Here is a 17,117-nt window from a genome sequence, read left to right on the forward strand (position 1 = left end):
TGTGACGAAGGCGGGCAGTTTCGTTACCCGGCTGGTTCCGAGCGCCCGCTAGACTCCGGCAACGGGACGCTGAGCTGGCAATCGCTCAGGGGCGCGCCAACCACCCGCGCTTCACGCTTCCTCCTTTGCGCGGCCCGAACGTCATCGTGAATGCTCACCGTCGCCACGCTGTCCGCTCATGCCGATGGCGGATCAGCGACGAGACACCCGTCTGCATGGAACAAAAAACAATGAGAACCGCTGCGTTACACCCAGACAGCTGGCTTCAGAAACCCGCTCATTTGGCCTGGCTCGCTGACGAAGGCATGCGCCTGCTGCCGTTCGCCCGGGCTTCGCGAGTCGACCAAGGATTCGCCGCACTCGATGCGAGCGGGCATCTCCCGGAGCACGCCTGCGCTGAGTTGATTCACACGACGCGCATGACCCATTGTTTTTCCCTTGCGCATATTCAGGGTATTCCCGGATACGCCGGGCTGGTCGACCACGGACTCGCCGCGCTGCAAGGCACCTTGCACGATGCCGAATTCGGCGGCTGGTTCGCCGATGCAACGCGCACCGGAGACAAGTCGGCGTACCTGCATGCCTTCGTTGCCCTCGCGGCCAGTTCCGCGGTGGTTGCTGGCCGGCCTGCGGCTCGGGCCTTGCTGGACGAGGCGATCGCTGTCCTCGAGACTCACTTCTGGAGCGAAGGGGAGGGTGCCTTGCGTGAAAGCCTGAGCCGCGACTGGCAGCAGGAAGAGGCATACCGGGGCGCCAACAGCAACATGCACGCTACCGAGGCCTTTCTCGCGCTGGCCGACGTCACTGGCAACACGGTGTGGCTGCTGCGCGCCCTGCGCATCGCGGAGCGACTGATCCATGGTCATGCAGCGGCAAGTGGGCATGTGGTGGTCGAGCATTTCGATCGCGAGTGGCGGGCGCTGGCGGACTATAACGACGGTAATCGCGCCGACCCGTTTCGCCCCTACGGCAGCACGCCGGGCCATAGTTTCGAGTGGGCGCGTCTGCTGCTGAACCTGGAAGCCGCCTTGGAACATGCCGGGCTCGCTGCGCCGGGATGGTTGCTGGACGACGCCTGCGGGTTGTTCGCGAAGGCCAGCCGTGATGCCTGGCGCGCAGACGGTGCTCCTGGGCTGGTTTATACCCTCGATTGGGCGAGCCGGCCGGTGGTGCATGCACGCTTGCATTGGGTACACGCCGAAGCCAGTGCAGCGGCCGCGGCGCTGCTCAGACGCACGGGGGAGTCGGTTTATGAAAGCTGGTACCGCTGTTTCTGGGAATTCTCCGCGAGTCACTTCATCGATCTGCAAAACGGCAGCTGGCACCATGAGCTCGATAGCGAAAACCGGCCGGCGAGTAGCATCTGGCCGGGAAAACCCGATCTTTATCACGCCTACCAGGCCGTGTTGTTACCGCGCCTGCCACTGACGCCGAGCCTGGCGACGGCGCTGGCCGCTGTGTAACGAGGCGGTGACACATACGCATCCCTTCGTTACGTCTAAAGATATTTACCCAACTTAGAATCCAATGCAGCGCAAGCTTCATGCTTGCATGCATAACAACAAGAAAAGGTATTCAAATGAACGCGATAACTCGCCTCGCCACTGTTGTTTCTCTCGCCTCTTTGTTTCCCCTCTCGGCACTGGCTGCTGATTCCAAGGGCACTGTCGAAGTCGTCCACTGGTGGACGTCCGGTGGAGAAGCCGCCGCGGTAAATGTCCTGCGCGACCTGGTCAACGAGGCTGGCTACACCTGGAAGGATGGCGCCGTCGCCGGGGGCGCAGGCTCCGCAGCCATGACCGTATTGAAAACCCGCGTGGTATCCGGTAATCCACCGGGCGCAGCGCAAATCAAGGGCCCCGATCTGCAGGAGTGGGGCGCTCTCGACCTGCTGAGCCCGCTCGATGAAGTGGCCGAGGCCAATAACTGGGATGAGCTGCTGTCAAAGACCGTATCCGACACCATGAAATACGATGGCCACTATGTCGCGGTGCCGGTGAACATCCACCGCGTCAACTGGCTGTGGATCAATCCGAAGGTGTTCGAGAAGGCCGGGATCGACAAGGCGCCCACCACTCTCGAAGAACTCTATGCCGCGGGTGACAAGCTCAAGGCTGCCGGCTTCGTGCCATTGGCCCACGGTGGTCAGCCGTGGCAGGACAGCACCGTTTTCGAAGGCCTGGTGTTGGGCATCATGGGGCCTGAGGGCTACCACAAGGCATTCGTCGAGCATGACGAGGCGACCCTTACCAGCCCGCAGATGACCGAAGTGTTTACCGCGCTGAAGAAGCTTTCCACCTACATGGACGACAATCGCGCCGGCCGTGACTGGAACCTCGCCACTGCGCAAGTGATCGATGGCAAGGCCGGGATGCAGATCATGGGTGACTGGGCGAAAAGCGAATGGACGGCCGCCGGCAAGGTGGCAGGCAAGGACTATCAGTGCGTACCGATGCCCGGCACTGCTGGCAGCTACACCTACAACATCGATTCCATCGCCATGTTCAAGCTCAAGGACGAAGGCGACGTCGCGGCGCAGCATGCCTTGGCTCGGATCGCTCTGGAGCCCGAATTCCAGTATGTGTTCAACCAGAACAAGGGTTCGATTCCGGTGCGCCCCGACTTGGACATGAGCAAGTTCGACAGCTGCGCACAAGCGTCGATGAAGGACTTCAAGGAAGCCGACAAGAACGGCCATTTGGAGCCGAGCATGGCGCATAGCATGGCCACCAACCTGGCGGTGCAAGGCGCCATCTTCGATGTGGTGACCAACTTCATGAGCGAGAAGAGCGCCGATCCGAGCAAAGCTGGGGCGCAGCTCTACGCGGCGATCAAGTCCGCCCAATAGGCTGATCAGGGCCGTTATTCCGCGGCCCTTTCTCCTTCGTCAAAGCTCCTCGCGACAGGACTGCGGACTTGTCGTAGGGAGCGTTTGGCCCGGATTTCACTTCTGACTGGTAATGCCCGATGAGTGTCGCGACGGTAATGACCAAGGCCTCACCCCTGGATGCGCTGCAGCGCTGGCTACCCAAGCTGGTGCTGGCGCCGACCATGCTGGTGGTCTTGGTCGGCTTTTATGGCTACATCCTCTGGACACTGGTGCTGTCCTTCACCAACTCCAGTTTCATGCCCAGCTACAAGTGGGTCGGCTTGCAACAATACGCCCGCCTGATGGAGAACGACCGCTGGTGGGTGGCGAGCCAGAACCTGCTGGTATTCGGCGGTCTGTTCATCGGCGTCAGCCTAGTGATCGGCGTGTTTCTGGCGGTGCTGTTGGATCAGCGCATCCGCCGTGAAGGCTTCATCCGGACCGTCTACCTGTACCCGATGGCATTGTCGATGATCGTCACCGGGACCGCCTGGCAGTGGTTGCTCAATCCTGGTCTTGGCATCGACAAGATGTTGCGTGACTGGGGCTGGGAAGGTTTTCGCTTCGACTGGCTGGTCGACCCGGACCGCGTCGTTTATTGCCTTGTGATCGCGGCGGTATGGCAGGCCTCCGGCTTCGTCATGGCGCTCTTTCTCGCTGGCCTTCGCGGCGTCGACCAATCCATCGTACGTGCCGCGCAGATCGATGGCGCCAGCCTGCCGAGCATTTACATGCGCATCATCCTGCCGAGCCTTCGGCCGGTGTTCTTCAGCGCGGTGATGATCCTCGCTCACATCGCCATCAAGAGTTTCGATCTGGTGGCGGCCATGACCGGGGGAGGGCCCGGTTACGCCTCCGACCTGCCCGCGATGTTCATGTACAACTTCACGTTCAGCCGCGGCCAAATGGGCATCGGCTCGGCCAGCGCGATGATGATGCTGGGCGCGATCCTGGCGGTTCTGGTGCCGTACCTCTACTCGGAACTGCGGGGCAAGCGCCATGACTAGAACATTCAGCCCGAGCCGGCTTGCTATCCACGCCACGCTGCTGCTGGCGGTCGTGTTGTACCTGGTGCCGCTGGTGGTGATGTTGCTGACCAGCTTCAAGACGCCCGACGATATCCGCACCGGCAACCTGTTGTCCTGGCCTGAGGCGTTCACCGTGATCGGCTGGGTTAAGGCCTGGGGCGTGGTCGACGGTTTCTTCTGGAACTCGGTGAAAATCGCCGTACCCGCGGTGCTGATCTCGACGGCAATTGGCGCACTGAATGGCTATGTCCTGTCGATGTGGCGCTTTCGCGGCTCACAGCTGTTCTTCGGGCTGTTGCTGTTCGGCTGCTTCCTGCCGTTCCAGACCGTGCTGCTGCCAGCCTCGTTCACCCTCGGCAAGTTCGGTCTGGCCAATACCACGGCCGGCCTGGTGCTGGTGCATGTGGTCTACGGGATCGCCTTCACCACGCTGTTTTTCCGCAACTACTACGTGAGCGTGCCAAATGCTTTGGTCCGTGCAGCGCGCCTGGACGGTGCGGGTTTCTTCACCATCTTCGGGCGAGTCCTGCTGCCCATGTCGACGCCGATCATCATGGTCTGCCTGATTTGGCAGTTCACTCAGATCTGGAACGATTTCCTCTTCGGCGTGGTGTTCGCCAGCGGCGACGCCCAGCCCATCACCGTGGCGCTGAACAATCTGGTCAACACCAGCACCGGCGCCAAGGAATACAACGTCGATATGGCTGCGGCAATGATCGCCGGGCTGCCAACGCTGGTGGTGTACATCCTCGCCGGCAAATATTTCCTGCGCGGGCTCACGGCCGGCGCGGTCAAAGGTTAGGAGACGACCATGGCTGCACTCGAACTCTGCAACGTCCGCAAAAGCTATCCCGGAAGCGCTCATGAAACGCTGAAGGACATCGACCTGAAGATCGATGACGGCGAGTTTCTGATTCTCGTCGGCCCTTCGGGTTGCGGAAAATCCACCTTGATGAACTGCATTGCCGGGCTGGAAGAAATCACCGGCGGAGAGATTCGCGTCGACGGCGCTGACATCAGTTCCGCCAGCCCGAAGGATCGCGACATCGCGATGGTGTTTCAGTCCTACGCGCTGTACCCGACGATGACAGTGCACGACAACATCGCCTTCGGTTTGAAGATGCGCAAGGTGCCGGCGGCAAAGATCGAAGAAGAAGTGTCGCGGGTGGCCAAGCTGCTGCAAATCGAACATCTGCTGGGGCGCAAGCCTTCGCAACTGTCCGGTGGCCAGCAACAGCGTGTCGCCATGGGGCGGGCATTGGCGCGGCGTCCGAAGATCTACCTGTTCGACGAGCCGCTATCCAACCTCGACGCCAAGTTACGGGTGGAAATGCGCACCGAAATCAAACTGATGCACCAGCGGCTGAAGACCACCACCGTCTACGTCACGCACGATCAGATCGAGGCGATGACGCTTGGTGACAAGGTGGCGGTAATGAAGGACGGCATCGTCCAGCAGTTCGGCACGCCGAAAGAGATCTACAACAACCCGGCCAATCTGTTCGTCGCGAGCTTTATCGGGTCGCCGCCGATGAACTTCATCCCGCTGCGCCTGAATCGTGAGGCGGGTGGCTGGCGGGCCCTGCTCGAAAGTGGTCAGGATCGCTGCGAACTGCCGCTGAACCTGACGGATGTCGACTCGCTGGACGGGCGCGAAGTGCTTCTTGGGATCAGGCCCGAGCAGATCAGCGTCGGAGAACAGGGCAGCCTGCCGTCGTTGCGAGCCGAGGTGCAGGTCATCGAGCCGACAGGCCCGGATACGATGATTTTTGTCAGCCTCAATCAGACCAAGGTTTGCTGTCGCTTGGCACCGGATGCAGCGCCCAGCCCGGGCGAGAGCCTGATGTTGCAGTTCGAGCCCGACAAGGTGCTGCTGTTCGATGCCCAGACCGGCGAGCGTTTGGGCGTAACGCCCGGCAACGGTTCGACGGGTTGCAACGGAACGGTCACGCGGCTGGTTGCCCGCTGAATGAAGTCAGCGGATCGGTGTGGGAAAAGGCTTGGTCGCGAGACATCAGCGTACCGGCGCAATAGCCGTCTGAATGTTATTGATAACCCTGGTTTTTCAGGGGCTTGAGGCGAACACCTTGGGCTGCAAAAAATCGAACCGCAGCACGCTTGATGCTGGCTTGCGGATCGGAAGGAGAGCTTTTTTATGGGCTCGATCCAACGGCAGTAACAACAATAAGAGCTAATTGGAGCGGATATGAAAAAAACCACACGCCTGGGCCTCGCGGTGTCGCTGGCCAGTCTCGCCATGCCGTTCACCGTTCAGGCACTGGATTTCAACGGCTACGTACGTAGCGGCATTGGAGAATCGAGCGGCAGCGATTCGCAGAGCTGTTTCCAGCTGTCTGGTGCACCGTCCAAGTTCCGATTGGGCAATGAGTGCGAGCAATATGCAGAGTTGGGTCTACGCCAAGATTTGTTCACGCTTGACGACGGTTCGGTGCTAAGTGTCGAGGGCATGGCTGCGCTGTACAACGAATACGATCACACGCCTAAATTCACCGGTGATCATGGCTGGGCCCGGTTAGTGCAGGCCTACGCCGAGTGGAGCAAGGTGCCGGCGCTGAATAACGGCTCGTTTTGGGCAGGGCGACGCTACTACAAGCGGAACGACATTCATATTTCCGACTTTTACTACTGGAACCAGAGCGCAACCGGTGCCGGTATCGAAGACGTGGAAATTGGCGGGTTGAAGTACAGCTATGCTTTCTCGCGCAAGGACAATGTGTTCCAAGAAAATTACATCAATCGTCACGACTTCAACGTTGGCGGCTTCGACAGCAACCCTGGCGGCGAACTCGAATTCGGCGTCAGTTATATCGATGAGCCGGATCGCGAAGACGCCCACAGCGGCTGGTCGGTTACTGCCCAGCACAAACAGATCGGCTTTCTCGGCGGCAGTAACACCTTTACCGTGCAATATGGTGAGGGGCCGGGGACCGGGCTGGGCTACACCGGCGATGTCACATTGGGCAGCAGCGACACGAGCTGGCGTGTAGTGGAATATTTCGATTGGCAGGTGACGCCGCGTTTCGGCGGTCAGTTCCAGGCGGTCTATCAGAAGGATAAGCGTGAGGACGGCGGCGATCAGGATTGGATCTCGGTCGGTGTCCGTCCGGTATACGCGCTGACCGAACAGTTCAAGCTGGTCGCCGAGCTGGGTCATGATCAGATCGATGCGCCAGAAGGCACACGTAAACTGACCAAGTTCACCGTAGCGCCGACCTGGTCGCCGGCGGGTCCGGAATTTTGGGCCCGCCCGGAATTTCGGCTGTATTACACCTACGCCCAATGGAACGACGCTGCACAACAAGCGGCGAATCTGATGGCGGCCGGGAGCGCTTTGTCCGATACCGGTGCGTTCGATAACGCCCAGCATGGCTCCAACTTCGGTGTGCAGGTCGAATACTGGTGGGATTGATCGAGCCGATAGCCTAATTCCGTTAGAACCTCCAGGCGACGAGGGCCTCTACTGAGCGGTAAGCGGTAGAGCCCCAGCTGAACCGGAGGTGGTTATTTGGGCGACAAGGCGAAGAATCCGTGCATCAGCGTTTGCAAACTCAAGGACGATATCTGCATCGGCTGCGGTCGAAGTCGGGACGAGATGAAAGCCTGGAAAGGCATGAAAAACAAGGAGCGCAAGGCGGTCAACGAAGTGGCCGCCCAGCGACTCAAGACGCTGGGTAAGGCGAAGAAGAAAAAGAAGTGATCAGTTGTCTTCGGTTGGGTAGCGGGTCGCCATCAGGCTTTCCTTTATCTTTCGCAGATGCGGTTGGAAATCGACGCCGCGCCGCAGCGTCACTCCTGCGGCCAATGCGTCGAGTACCGTCAATTGAATGATTCGCGAGGTCATCGGCATATAGATGTCGGTATCTTCCGGCAGTGGAATATCCAGGCTCAGCGTGCAAACCCTGGCGAGTGGCGAGTCCGCTGCCGTCAGCCCCAACACGGAAGCGCCGTTGTCACGAGCAATCGTTGCTGCTTCCACCAATTCTCGGGTACGACCGGTATAGGAAATGATCACGAACAGATCACCGGTATGCGCCACCGACGCGAGCATCCGCTGCATCAATACATCCACATGCGCGGTCACCGGCAGGTTGAATCGGAAAAACTTGTGCTGAGCATCCAGCGCCACGGATGCCGATGCGCCCAGTCCGAAGAAATGAATCTGGCGGGCCTGAATCATCAAGTCCACCGCATGGCTCACCATCTGTGGATCGATTGCGCGGCAGGCACTGTCGAGTGAGGCGATGGCGCTGCCAAAAATTTTTCTCGTATATGCCTCGGGGCCATCGTTCGCCTCGACCGCACGGCTGACATAAGCAGCACCGCTGGCCAGGCTCTGCGCTAGCTGGATTTTCAGCGCCGGATAGCCTGCAGCACCAAAGGAACGACAGAATCGATTCACCGTCGGCTCGCTGACCTTGGCCGCTTGAGCCAACGCCGCGATGCTGTAGCGGGTCGCTTCCTGGGGGTTGCGCAGAATGACTTCGGCGACCTTTCTCTCCGCCTTGTTTAGGTCATCGAGTCTATTTTTTATCTGTTCCAAGAGATTTTTCATGCGATCCATGTCTCTTCCTTCAAGGGCTCGCGCCCGTGGCTGCTCATCGTAGCGAATTCGGAATGCGAGAAAATCGGAATATGTTGTTTTAATAACAACATATTGTGCTTAAACTGCGCAGATAAACCTGTAACGCAGTCTAATTTGGTTAATAAAAAAATCATGCCTGCTATTTCTGTTGACGCAACCAACTTTGCTTTATTCGGCGCCTTGGGTGATCTGGCGCTGCGCAAGCTGTTTCCGGCACTTTACCAGCTCGAGCGTGCGGGGCTGCTCAATAGCGATACGCGCATTTTGGCCCTTTCACGCGACCAGGGTGAGCCTTCGACTCATCTCGAGCGGATCGACCAGGCGCTACGTCGTTATGTTCCTGCTGCACAGCTGGACGACACAGCGCTCCTGCGGTTTCAGGCGCGGCTACGGTACCTGACCATGGATTTCCGCAACGCCGAAGATTATGCAGCGCTGGCGCAAGTAGTCTCCCCTGACATGCCGCTGATCGCCTATTTCGCCACGCCTGCGTCGGTTTACGGATCGATCTGTGAACATCTCGCTGTGGCCGGATTGGCTGAGCAGACACGCGTCGTGCTGGAAAAGCCGATCGGTCACGACCTTGAGTCTTCACGAGTAGTCAACGACGCGGTGGCGCAATATTTTCCCGAGACGCGTATTTACCGAATCGACCACTACCTTGGCAAAGAGACGGTACAGAACCTGATCGCGCTGCGCTTTGCCAACAGCCTGTTCGAGACCCAGTGGAATCAGCATCACATTTCCCATGTGGAGATCACCGTCGCGGAGACCGTCGGCATCGAAGGGCGATGGGGCTATTTCGATCAGGCTGGGCAGTTGCGCGACATGATCCAAAATCACTTGCTTCAGCTGTTGTGTCTGATCGCGATGGACCCGCCCAGCGACCTCACTGCCGACAGTATCCGCGACGAGAAAGTCAAAGTGCTCAAGGCGTTGGCGCCGATCACGCCGGAGCGGCTCAGCCAGCAGGTGGTCCGCGGCCAGTACGTTGCCGGTTCGGTGGGTGGCAAGGCGGTTCCGGGTTATCTGGAAGAAGAAAATTCCAACGCCGAAAGCAGCACAGAAACGTTCGTCGCGCTGCGGGCCGATATCTGCAATTGGCGTTGGTCCGGTGTGCCCTTCTATCTGCGGACTGGCAAGCGTATGGGCGAAAAGGTTTCGCAGATCGTTATCCATTTCAAGGAGCCGCCGTTCTATATCTTTGCGCCGGAGCAGCGTTCATTGATCAGCAACCGCCTGATTATTCGTCTGCAACCGGACGAAGGCATCTCGCTGCAAGTGATGACGAAGGAGCAGGGGCTCGATAAAGGCATGCATCTTCGTAGCGGTCCTTTGCAATTGAATTTCTCCGAGACTTATAAGAGCTCGCGGATTCCTGATGCCTATGAGCGTTTGCTGCTTGAGGTGATGCAGGGCAATCAGAATCTGTTCGTACGCAAGGACGAGATCGAATACGCCTGGAAATGGTGCGACCAACTCATAGATGGCTGGTCGCGTATCGGTGACGCGCCCAAAGCCTATCCCGCCGGATCCTGGGGCCCGGTAGCTTCCATTGCCTTGATCACGCGTGATGGGAGGTCCTGGTATGGCGATCTCTGAGCTTGATCTGCCGTCGGGGGTGGTTGGCTATAGCCTTGCCGGCCCCGAGCAACTGGCACAAGCGTTGGCCGAGCGGGTCGCGAGGGCCCTGGATTACGCTGTGAACTCACATGGCAGCGCTAGTTTAGTAGTGTCGGGTGGACGCAGCCCGATCGCATTTCTTGAGGCGCTGTCGACCCGTCATCTGGACTGGGCGAAGGTGCAGGTCAGCCTCGCTGATGAGCGCTGGGTCGATGTGACCGATGCTGACAGCAACGAAGGCTTACTGCGTCGCCACTTGCTGCAGAACGCGGCTGCCGACGCGCAACTACTCGGCCTTTATCAGCCAGCTGAAACGCTGGAGCAGGCGGCAAAGTTGGCAAATGGCCAGATGGATGGCGTCAAGCAGCCTATCGATGTACTGGTGCTCGGCATGGGCAACGATGGCCATACCGCCTCGTTGTTTCCGAATAGCCCGCTGCTGGCGCGGGGGCTCGATGCCAACGGAACCGACTATTGCCTGCCGATGCTGGCGCCCACCAGCCCGGAGCAGCGCATCACCATGACCTACTCGCTGCTGGCGTCTGCCCGGGTTCAATGCCTGGCAATCCAGGGAACGGCCAAGCTGGAAACCCTGCGTCAGGCGATGCGGCTCGAAACGATGCAGATGCCCATTCGCGCATTCCTGCGTTCCCCATTAGAGATTTACTGGTGCCCGTGAGGCCCGAGGAATTTTCCATGACCATGGATCAGAAAAACGCGCTGATCGAAAAGATCTGTACCGAAGCTCGCATCCTTCCGGTAATCACCATTGGCAGCGAGGATCAAATCCTGCCGCTGGCCGATGCACTTGCCGCAGGCGGACTGAAGGCGTTGGAAATTACCCTGCGCTCGAAGCATGGACTCACCGCTATCCGCCGTTTGCGTCAAGAGCGACCCGAGCTTTGTGTAGGTGCCGGTACGGTTCTCGACAAGCGCATGATGGATGAGGTCGAGGCGGCTGGCGCCCAGTTCATCGTCTCGCCCGGTTGCACGGATGAGCTGCTACAAGCCGGGGTGAACTGTTCGGTTCCGTTGCTGGCCGGCATTAGCAATGCATCGGACATCATGCGCGGCTATGCGCTCGGTTATCGCCGCTTCAAGCTGTTCCCGGCCGAGGTGTGTGGCGGCGTCGCCGCGATCAAGGCGCTCGGTGGACCTTTCGCCGATGTGCGCTTCTGCCCGACCGGAGGAGTCAATGCAGCTAACGCCTCGCAATACCTAGCACTTCCCAGCGTCATGTGTGTCGGCGGTACCTGGATGATTGACGCGAACGCACTGAAGAATAATGACTGGGCAAGTATTCAACAGGCCACAGCGGAAGCTCTGGCTGCGTTGGTCTAAGGCTGAGAAAAGCAGGTTTCGTCGCGCGTGTAAGCTAACCGCGCGCGGCTCTGTTCAGGCTGCTAACCTCCTTAGTGCTTCGGCGAACCGTTACGCGTATAGTGCGCGACCTTTCTATCGGAACTGCCACACCGGGAGGTGCTCAGATGACCGAACACGAAGATACAACCCCTCATATTGCCCACGGCGAAAAACTGCAGAAAGTCCTGGCCCGTATCGGCCTGGCTTCGCGGCGTGACGTGGAGAGCTGGATTGCCGCTGGCCGGGTCAAGGTCAACGGTACCGTCGCGACACTTGGCCAGCGTGTCGATCTGCATGACGCTATTGCAGTCGATGGGCGCCTGCTCAAGCGCGAAGAGGCCGCTGAAGTGGTGCGCCGCGTGCTGATCTACAACAAGCCCGACGGCGAAATCTGTACCCGTGACGACCCCGAAGGTCGCCCGACTGTATTTGATCGCTTGCCTCGCCCGAAGGAAGGCCGTTGGATCAACATCGGGCGGCTCGACATCAACACCACCGGTTTGCTGTTGTTCACTACCGATGGCGAACTGGCGAACCGTCTGATGCATCCTTCGTACGAGATGGATCGTGAGTATGCGGTGCGGGTACGCGGTGAAGTCGACGACGAGATGATCGAGCGTCTGAAAACCGGTGTCATGCTCGAAGACGGTCCGGCACGCTTTACCGATATTCAGGAAGCACCGGGTGGGGAAGGCTTTAACCATTGGTATCACTGTGTGGTGATGGAAGGCCGTAACCGCGAGGTCCGCCGTCTTTGGGAATCCCAGGGATTGGTAGTCAGCCGGCTGAAACGTGTGCGGTTCGGTCCGGTATTCATGACCTCCGATCTACCAATGGGGCGCTGGCGCGAGATGTCCCAAAGCGAAGTCGACATCCTCAGCGAAGAGGTCGGCCTCAAGCCGGTGGCTCTGCCGGGGATGAAGGCAAAGACCAAGGACAAACTCGATCGTATGCAGCGTAAGGTGGCCAAGCCCATCGGGCGTGGCGACCGCCGCCCTAGAGTGCTTCGCTCGGCCCATGATGCTGATGCGTCGAATGAGGGTAGCAAGGGTCGCGCGGCACGCGGTGATCATGAACGGCCGCCACGCAAGCCGCGTGATGCTGACGAGCGCAGCAAGCCGAGCCGTGGTACACCAGTGGCGGAACGGCCGAATGCGGCAGGCCGTGACCGAGGCAAGCGTCCTGAAGCAGGTGCAGGCGGCAAGCCATCGCCGGCCAAGCGCAATGGCCCGCCGGCCAGCGAGGGACAACGTCCCGGCTTCGGTCGTGGCGATCGCTCCAAGCGTCCATGACGAATCAAAGCGTAATGCAATGAAAAAGGCGAGGCCGGTAATGGCCTCGCCTTTTTCATTTGTGCTGTTCTGTTCGAGGGGTTGGGACAGTTTAGGCGGTGCGCATACGGTTGCGGCCCCCGCGCTTTGCTTCGTAAGCGCTTGATCCGCATGGTGCAGCGGTCTTCCGGCGATTCGCACCGCTGATATGTTGCACAACCGAGGCTGGCGAACAATCGTGCCTGTTTATTCGACCAGAAATGGGTGGTTTTTGATCGGGATTCTGATGCGCTCGTCGACGGTAGTTGCCACCTATGGACCGGTGTTTGACAGCACCAGGACAAACACCTTGCCACCGAACCGGAACACATATTGACGTTGCGCAGTTGCTTTTTAAAGCAGTAAGCGACTGCTTAGAGTATTACGTCGCCCGCGTGTCCATAGCTGTGTTGCTCTGCTTGAGTCGGTGCATGTGATGAGTTATTGGGCGTCTAGTGCCTGTCCATTAACGCCCATGCTATCCGGCCCCATGAGATACAGGTAAACCGGCAGGATCTCCTGCGGTAGCGGATTGACGACCGGGTTCTCGCCCGGATAGGCCTTTGCGCGCATATCCGTGCGGGTCGCGCCTGGGTTGACGCTGTTGCTGCGCACGGAGCTTACACCGTCGAGTTCGTCCGCCAGTACCTGCATAAGTCCTTCCGTGGCGAACTTCGATACTGCATAGCCGCCCCAGTAGGCTCGACCTTTCCGTCCGACGCTGCTCGATGTGAATATCACGGAAGCATCGGCTGACAATTTGAGCAGGGGCAACAGCGTGCTGGTGAGCATAAAGGCTGCGTTGACATTCACCTGCATTACTCGCATGAAGTTATCGCCGGACAGCTGTTCGATCGGCGTACGCGGGCCGACGATTCCTGCATTGTGCAACAGGCCGTCCAGCCGCCCGAATTCACGCTCAATCGTCGCTGCGAGTTCGTCGTATTGATGCGGCAGTGCAGTTTCCAGATTGAGCGGTATCACAGCTGGTTGCGGCCAACCGGCGGCTTCGATCTCGTCGTATACCCTGTTGAGGTTTTCTTCATTCTTGCCCAGCAGCAGAACGGTAGCCCCATGGGCTGCGTAGGCTTTTGCTGCGGCCTCGCCAATTCCGCGGCCAGCGCCGGTCACCACGATGATCCGATCCTTTAGCAGGTCGGGACGGGCCGAGTACTCGAACATCTGAAGCCTCATTTATTCAGGAAGAGGGCGATTGCCCAACGGTTGTTATCGAAAAAGGGGTAGCTATAGGCAATTAGCAGCTGCCAAACGCGCGATCCAGTACGGCACGCAGTTCGAGCGGGTGATCGACCACTACGTCCGCGCCCCAGGTGTCTGGATTGTCGTCGGGGTGGATATATCCGTAGCGCACCGCAGCCGTTCGGCTACCGGCTGCACGTCCCGACTCGATGTCGCGCAGGTCGTCACCTACGAACAGTACGGTCGCCGGGTCGAGACCCAGTTGGCTACATGCCAGCAGCATCGGCTCCGGATCTGGTTTACTTTTACTGACATGATCTGGGCAGATCAGCACCGCAGAGCGGGATGCAAGGCCTAGCTGGTGCATGATTGGTTCGGCGAAACGCAACGGCTTATTAGTCACTACGCCCCATAGGAGTTTCGCCCGCTCAATATCGGCCAGCAATTCTGCCATGCCGTCATAGAGCTGGCTTTTAACCGCACAATGGTCCTGATAGCGATCCAGGAATTCCAGGCGCAGGGTTTCGAACTTGTCCGATAGCGGGTCGACATCGAAGGCACTGAGCACCATCGCTCGGGCTCCTCCAGAGACAACGTCACGAACTTGCTGATCCGGAACACGATCGAGGCCGCGGGCGAGCCGCATGGCCTGTGCGACGGCAATAAAATCGGGCGCGGTGTCCAGCAGCGTGCCGTCCATGTCGAATAAAACAGCGTGCAGACGCATCAGGCCTCCCGCAGCGTCTGGATCATGTAGTTCACATCTACGTCCGGTGATAATTTGTAGTGTTTGGTCAGTGGGTTGTAGGTCAGGCCAATGATGGCTTTGACCTCAAGCCCGGCTTCACGGCTCCAAGTGCCGAGTTCTGAGGGGCGAACGAACTTTCGGTAGTCATGAGTACCGCGCGGCAGAAGTTGCAGCAGATATTCTGCCCCGATGATGGCGAACGCATAAGCCTTGGGGTTGCGGTTGATCGTGGAAAAAAATACTTGCCCGCCAGGCTTCACCATCGTGTAGCAAGCGCGGATCACCGAAGCTGGATCGGGTACGTGCTCTAGCATCTCCAGGCATGTCACTACATCGAACTGCTCGGGACACTCTTCGGCAAGCGCTTCTGCAGTTATCTGCCGGTAATCGATTTCGAGGCCAGATTCGAGCAGGTGTAGTCGGGCAACCGAAAGTGGGGCTTCGCCCATGTCGATGCCGGTCACCGTGGCGCCGCGCTGGGCCATGGCTTCACTGAGAATCCCGCCGCCGCAACCTACGTCCAGAACCTTCTTGCCAGCCAGCGGGAAGTGCTCGTCGATCCAGTTCACCCGAAGCGGATTGATCTCGTGCAGCGGTTTGAACTCGCTTTCGCGGTCCCACCAGCGGTGGGCAAGGGCTTCGAATTTGGCGATTTCGGCATGGTCGACGTTGCTCATGATCTGTTCCGTTTGAAAGCTTTGAGGGAGAAGCTTGAGCCGCAAATGCTCATGTTGCCAGCTTCCATCAGACGAAGGGGCTGTGGTGAGACGCTTTGTGGACGTCAGTTTGTCGCGGTATGGCGAATATGGGGTTGGTCGCGTTCGTGCTCAGTGCTTGGAACCGATCTTCTTTCCCCATTCTTGGGCTGTTGCGATAAGGCGCTCCTCATCCAGGCGCGTCAGCTGTCGGTTATCCAGCAGCTGCTTGCCGCCTACCCATACATGGCGTACGCAGTCTCGGCCGCTGGAGTAGATCAGCTGGGATACCGGATCATAAATAGGCTGTTGCGCAAGGCGCGATAAATCGAACGCCACCATGTCGGCTAACTTCCCGATCTCCAGCGAGCCAATATGCTCATCCAGCCCAAGCGCGCGAGCACCGTTGAGCGTGGCCATGCGGAGCGCCCTGTGAGCGCTGAGCGCTGTAGCCGAGCCAGCAACAGCTTTTGCCAGCAGCGCGGCGGTTCGTGTTTCACCCAGCAGATCGAGGTCATTGTTACTGGCGGCACCATCGGTGCCTATCGCGACGTTGATACCTGCTTCCCATAGGCGCTCGACCGGACAGAAGCCGCTCGCCAGCTTTAAATTGGATTCCGGGCAGTGAACCACGTTGCAGTTGTGTTCAACCAGAAGGGTAATGTCGTCGTCATTGATCTGGGTCATATGAACTGCTTGGAAGCGCGGGCCCAGGAGCTGCAGGCGGGCCAGTCGCGCGAGTGGGCGTTCGCCGTACTTGCTGAGGGCCTCTTCCACTTCGTGCGCAGTTTCATGGACATGCATATGAATGCCAATATCCATTTCCGCTACGAGCGTGCGGATACTTTCCAGCTTATCGTCCGCGACTGAATACGGTGCGTGTGGGCCGAAGGCGATGCTTAGCCGAGGATGGTGTTTGAGATCATCGAACAGCGCTACGCCTTTGCGGAGTGCCTCGTTGGCGTCTCGCGCGCCAGGAATGGGGAAGTCCAATACCGGAATGGTGATCTGTGCTCTGATCCCATTGTCATGAACGAGTTGACTGACAACTTCTGGAAAGAAGTACATGTCGGAAAAGCAGGTGATGCCACTCTGTAGCTGTTCGGCGATGGCTAGTTCGCTGCCTGCACGTACAAATGCTTCGTCGACCCATTTGCTTTCCGCCGGCCAAATATGCTCATGCAGCCATGTCATCATCGGTAGGTCGTCAGCCAGCCCACGGAACAGCGTCATCGCCGCATGGCCATGCGCATTGACAAGCCCGGGCGCTAAAAGCATTCCTGTAAGATCACGTGTCTCCTTTGCTACGTACTTCGTGGCTTCCTCGCGCGGTGCAATCAATACGATGCGTCCGTTGCGGACACCCAGCACATGGTTTTTCAAAACGACACCGGCCGGCTCGACAGGTACGAGCCAGCTAGGAAGCAGCAGTAGGTCAAGCGGATCGGCGGGCGTGTACGACATGTGGGTCATCAGGCTGATCGGGGAAGGCTGCCAGTGTAAAGCCTGTGGAATGCAGTTTGAAGGTGACAGAGGAAACTCTACGGATTGGGCTGCCGGTATCTAAGCGTGCTGCCTATATAAGCCCTTAGGCCTCGCTTGCACGGTTCTCCAATAAAAGTGCAAAACAACCGTTGACGTGATGTTCTGAGTGCTTATAATGCGCACCTTCTCCGGCG

Annotated in this window: 16 protein-coding genes; 11 read left to right on the top strand and 5 right to left on the bottom strand. The window is 58.8% G+C overall.

Annotated features, from left to right (window positions below; all coding sequences use genetic code 11):
• The first annotated feature begins 230 nt into the window (after window positions 1-230).
• From AC2LD7_RS11840 to AC2LD7_RS11870, 7 genes are all read left to right on the top strand, one after another.
• Window positions 231-1,463 (top strand): D-mannose isomerase, encoded by a 1,233-nt coding sequence (locus tag AC2LD7_RS11840; RefSeq protein ID WP_484597927.1) that lies wholly within the window; start codon window positions 231-233, stop codon window positions 1,461-1,463.
• A gap of 116 nt (window positions 1,464-1,579) precedes the next feature.
• The gene (locus AC2LD7_RS11845; RefSeq protein WP_484597928.1) at window positions 1,580-2,848 is read left to right on the top strand and encodes an ABC transporter substrate-binding protein; all 1,269 of its coding nucleotides are present in this window, start codon (window positions 1,580-1,582) and stop codon (window positions 2,846-2,848) included.
• Window positions 2,849-2,967: 119 nt separating this feature from the next.
• Complete coding sequence (locus AC2LD7_RS11850; protein WP_484597929.1) at window positions 2,968-3,876, top strand: carbohydrate ABC transporter permease; 909 nt, start codon at window positions 2,968-2,970, stop codon at window positions 3,874-3,876.
• Window positions 3,869-4,699 (top strand): carbohydrate ABC transporter permease, encoded by an 831-nt coding sequence (locus AC2LD7_RS11855; RefSeq protein ID WP_484597930.1) that lies wholly within the window; start codon window positions 3,869-3,871, stop codon window positions 4,697-4,699. The genes AC2LD7_RS11850 and AC2LD7_RS11855 overlap by 8 nt, the downstream gene beginning before the upstream one ends.
• Window positions 4,700-4,708: 9 nt before the next feature.
• Complete coding sequence (locus tag AC2LD7_RS11860; protein ID WP_484597931.1) at window positions 4,709-5,866, top strand: ABC transporter ATP-binding protein; 1,158 nt, start codon at window positions 4,709-4,711, stop codon at window positions 5,864-5,866.
• 237 nt (window positions 5,867-6,103) lie between these two features.
• Window positions 6,104-7,327, top strand: coding sequence for a carbohydrate porin (locus tag AC2LD7_RS11865; RefSeq protein ID WP_484597932.1), 1,224 nt, complete (start codon window positions 6,104-6,106; stop codon window positions 7,325-7,327).
• A 96-nt stretch (window positions 7,328-7,423) separates the two neighbouring features.
• Window positions 7,424-7,615: a DUF1289 domain-containing protein gene (locus AC2LD7_RS11870; RefSeq protein ID WP_484597933.1), complete on the top strand. Its 192-nt coding sequence runs from the start codon at window positions 7,424-7,426 to the stop codon at window positions 7,613-7,615.
• Here the strand turns inward: AC2LD7_RS11870 and AC2LD7_RS11875 are convergent, their stop codons facing one another.
• The gene (locus AC2LD7_RS11875) at window positions 7,616-8,479 is read right to left on the bottom strand and encodes a MurR/RpiR family transcriptional regulator (RefSeq protein ID WP_484597934.1); all 864 of its coding nucleotides are present in this window, start codon (window positions 8,477-8,479) and stop codon (window positions 7,616-7,618) included.
• A 153-nt stretch (window positions 8,480-8,632) separates the two neighbouring features.
• On the opposite strand from AC2LD7_RS11875, the gene zwf reads away from it, so the two are divergent.
• The 4 genes from zwf (at window position 8,633) to rluB (ending at window position 12,777) form a co-directional block, all read left to right on the top strand.
• On the top strand, window positions 8,633-10,102 hold the full coding sequence (zwf, locus tag AC2LD7_RS11880; protein WP_484597935.1) for a glucose-6-phosphate dehydrogenase: 1,470 nt from the start codon (window positions 8,633-8,635) through the stop codon (window positions 10,100-10,102).
• Entirely contained in the window at window positions 10,089-10,802 is a 714-nt protein-coding gene (gene pgl / locus AC2LD7_RS11885; protein WP_484597936.1) for a 6-phosphogluconolactonase, read from the top strand. Before zwf ends, pgl begins: the two co-directional genes overlap by 14 nt.
• Before the next feature lie 17 nt (window positions 10,803-10,819).
• On the top strand, window positions 10,820-11,464 hold the full coding sequence (locus AC2LD7_RS11890) for a bifunctional 4-hydroxy-2-oxoglutarate aldolase/2-dehydro-3-deoxy-phosphogluconate aldolase (protein ID WP_484597937.1): 645 nt from the start codon (window positions 10,820-10,822) through the stop codon (window positions 11,462-11,464).
• Window positions 11,465-11,610: 146 nt separating this feature from the next.
• Window positions 11,611-12,777: a 23S rRNA pseudouridine(2605) synthase RluB gene (gene rluB, locus AC2LD7_RS11895; protein ID WP_484597938.1), complete on the top strand. Its 1,167-nt coding sequence runs from the start codon at window positions 11,611-11,613 to the stop codon at window positions 12,775-12,777.
• Window positions 12,778-13,236: 459 nt separating this feature from the next.
• On the opposite strand, the gene AC2LD7_RS11900 is transcribed toward rluB, so the two are convergent.
• The 4 genes from AC2LD7_RS11900 to AC2LD7_RS11915 all read right to left on the bottom strand — a co-directional run bounded on the left by AC2LD7_RS11900 (window position 13,237) and on the right by AC2LD7_RS11915 (window position 16,902).
• Window positions 13,237-13,977 carry a YciK family oxidoreductase gene (locus AC2LD7_RS11900; RefSeq protein WP_484597939.1) on the bottom strand — a complete coding sequence of 247 codons (741 nt, stop codon included), beginning with the start codon at window positions 13,975-13,977 and terminating at the stop codon, window positions 13,237-13,239.
• Window positions 13,978-14,050: 73 nt separating this feature from the next.
• Window positions 14,051-14,722 (bottom strand): N-acetylmuramic acid 6-phosphate phosphatase MupP, encoded by a 672-nt coding sequence (mupP, locus tag AC2LD7_RS11905; RefSeq protein ID WP_484597940.1) that lies wholly within the window; start codon window positions 14,720-14,722, stop codon window positions 14,051-14,053.
• Window positions 14,722-15,420: a bifunctional 2-polyprenyl-6-hydroxyphenol methylase/3-demethylubiquinol 3-O-methyltransferase UbiG gene (gene ubiG / locus AC2LD7_RS11910; protein ID WP_484597941.1), complete on the bottom strand. Its 699-nt coding sequence runs from the start codon at window positions 15,418-15,420 to the stop codon at window positions 14,722-14,724. The genes mupP and ubiG overlap by 1 nt, the downstream gene beginning before the upstream one ends.
• 150 nt (window positions 15,421-15,570) lie before the next feature.
• Window positions 15,571-16,902 (bottom strand): TRZ/ATZ family hydrolase, encoded by a 1,332-nt coding sequence (locus tag AC2LD7_RS11915; protein ID WP_484597949.1) that lies wholly within the window; start codon window positions 16,900-16,902, stop codon window positions 15,571-15,573.
• Between the last annotated feature and the right edge of the window lie 215 nt (window positions 16,903-17,117).

The sequence above is a fragment of the Stutzerimonas sp. genome (assembly GCF_982611455.1).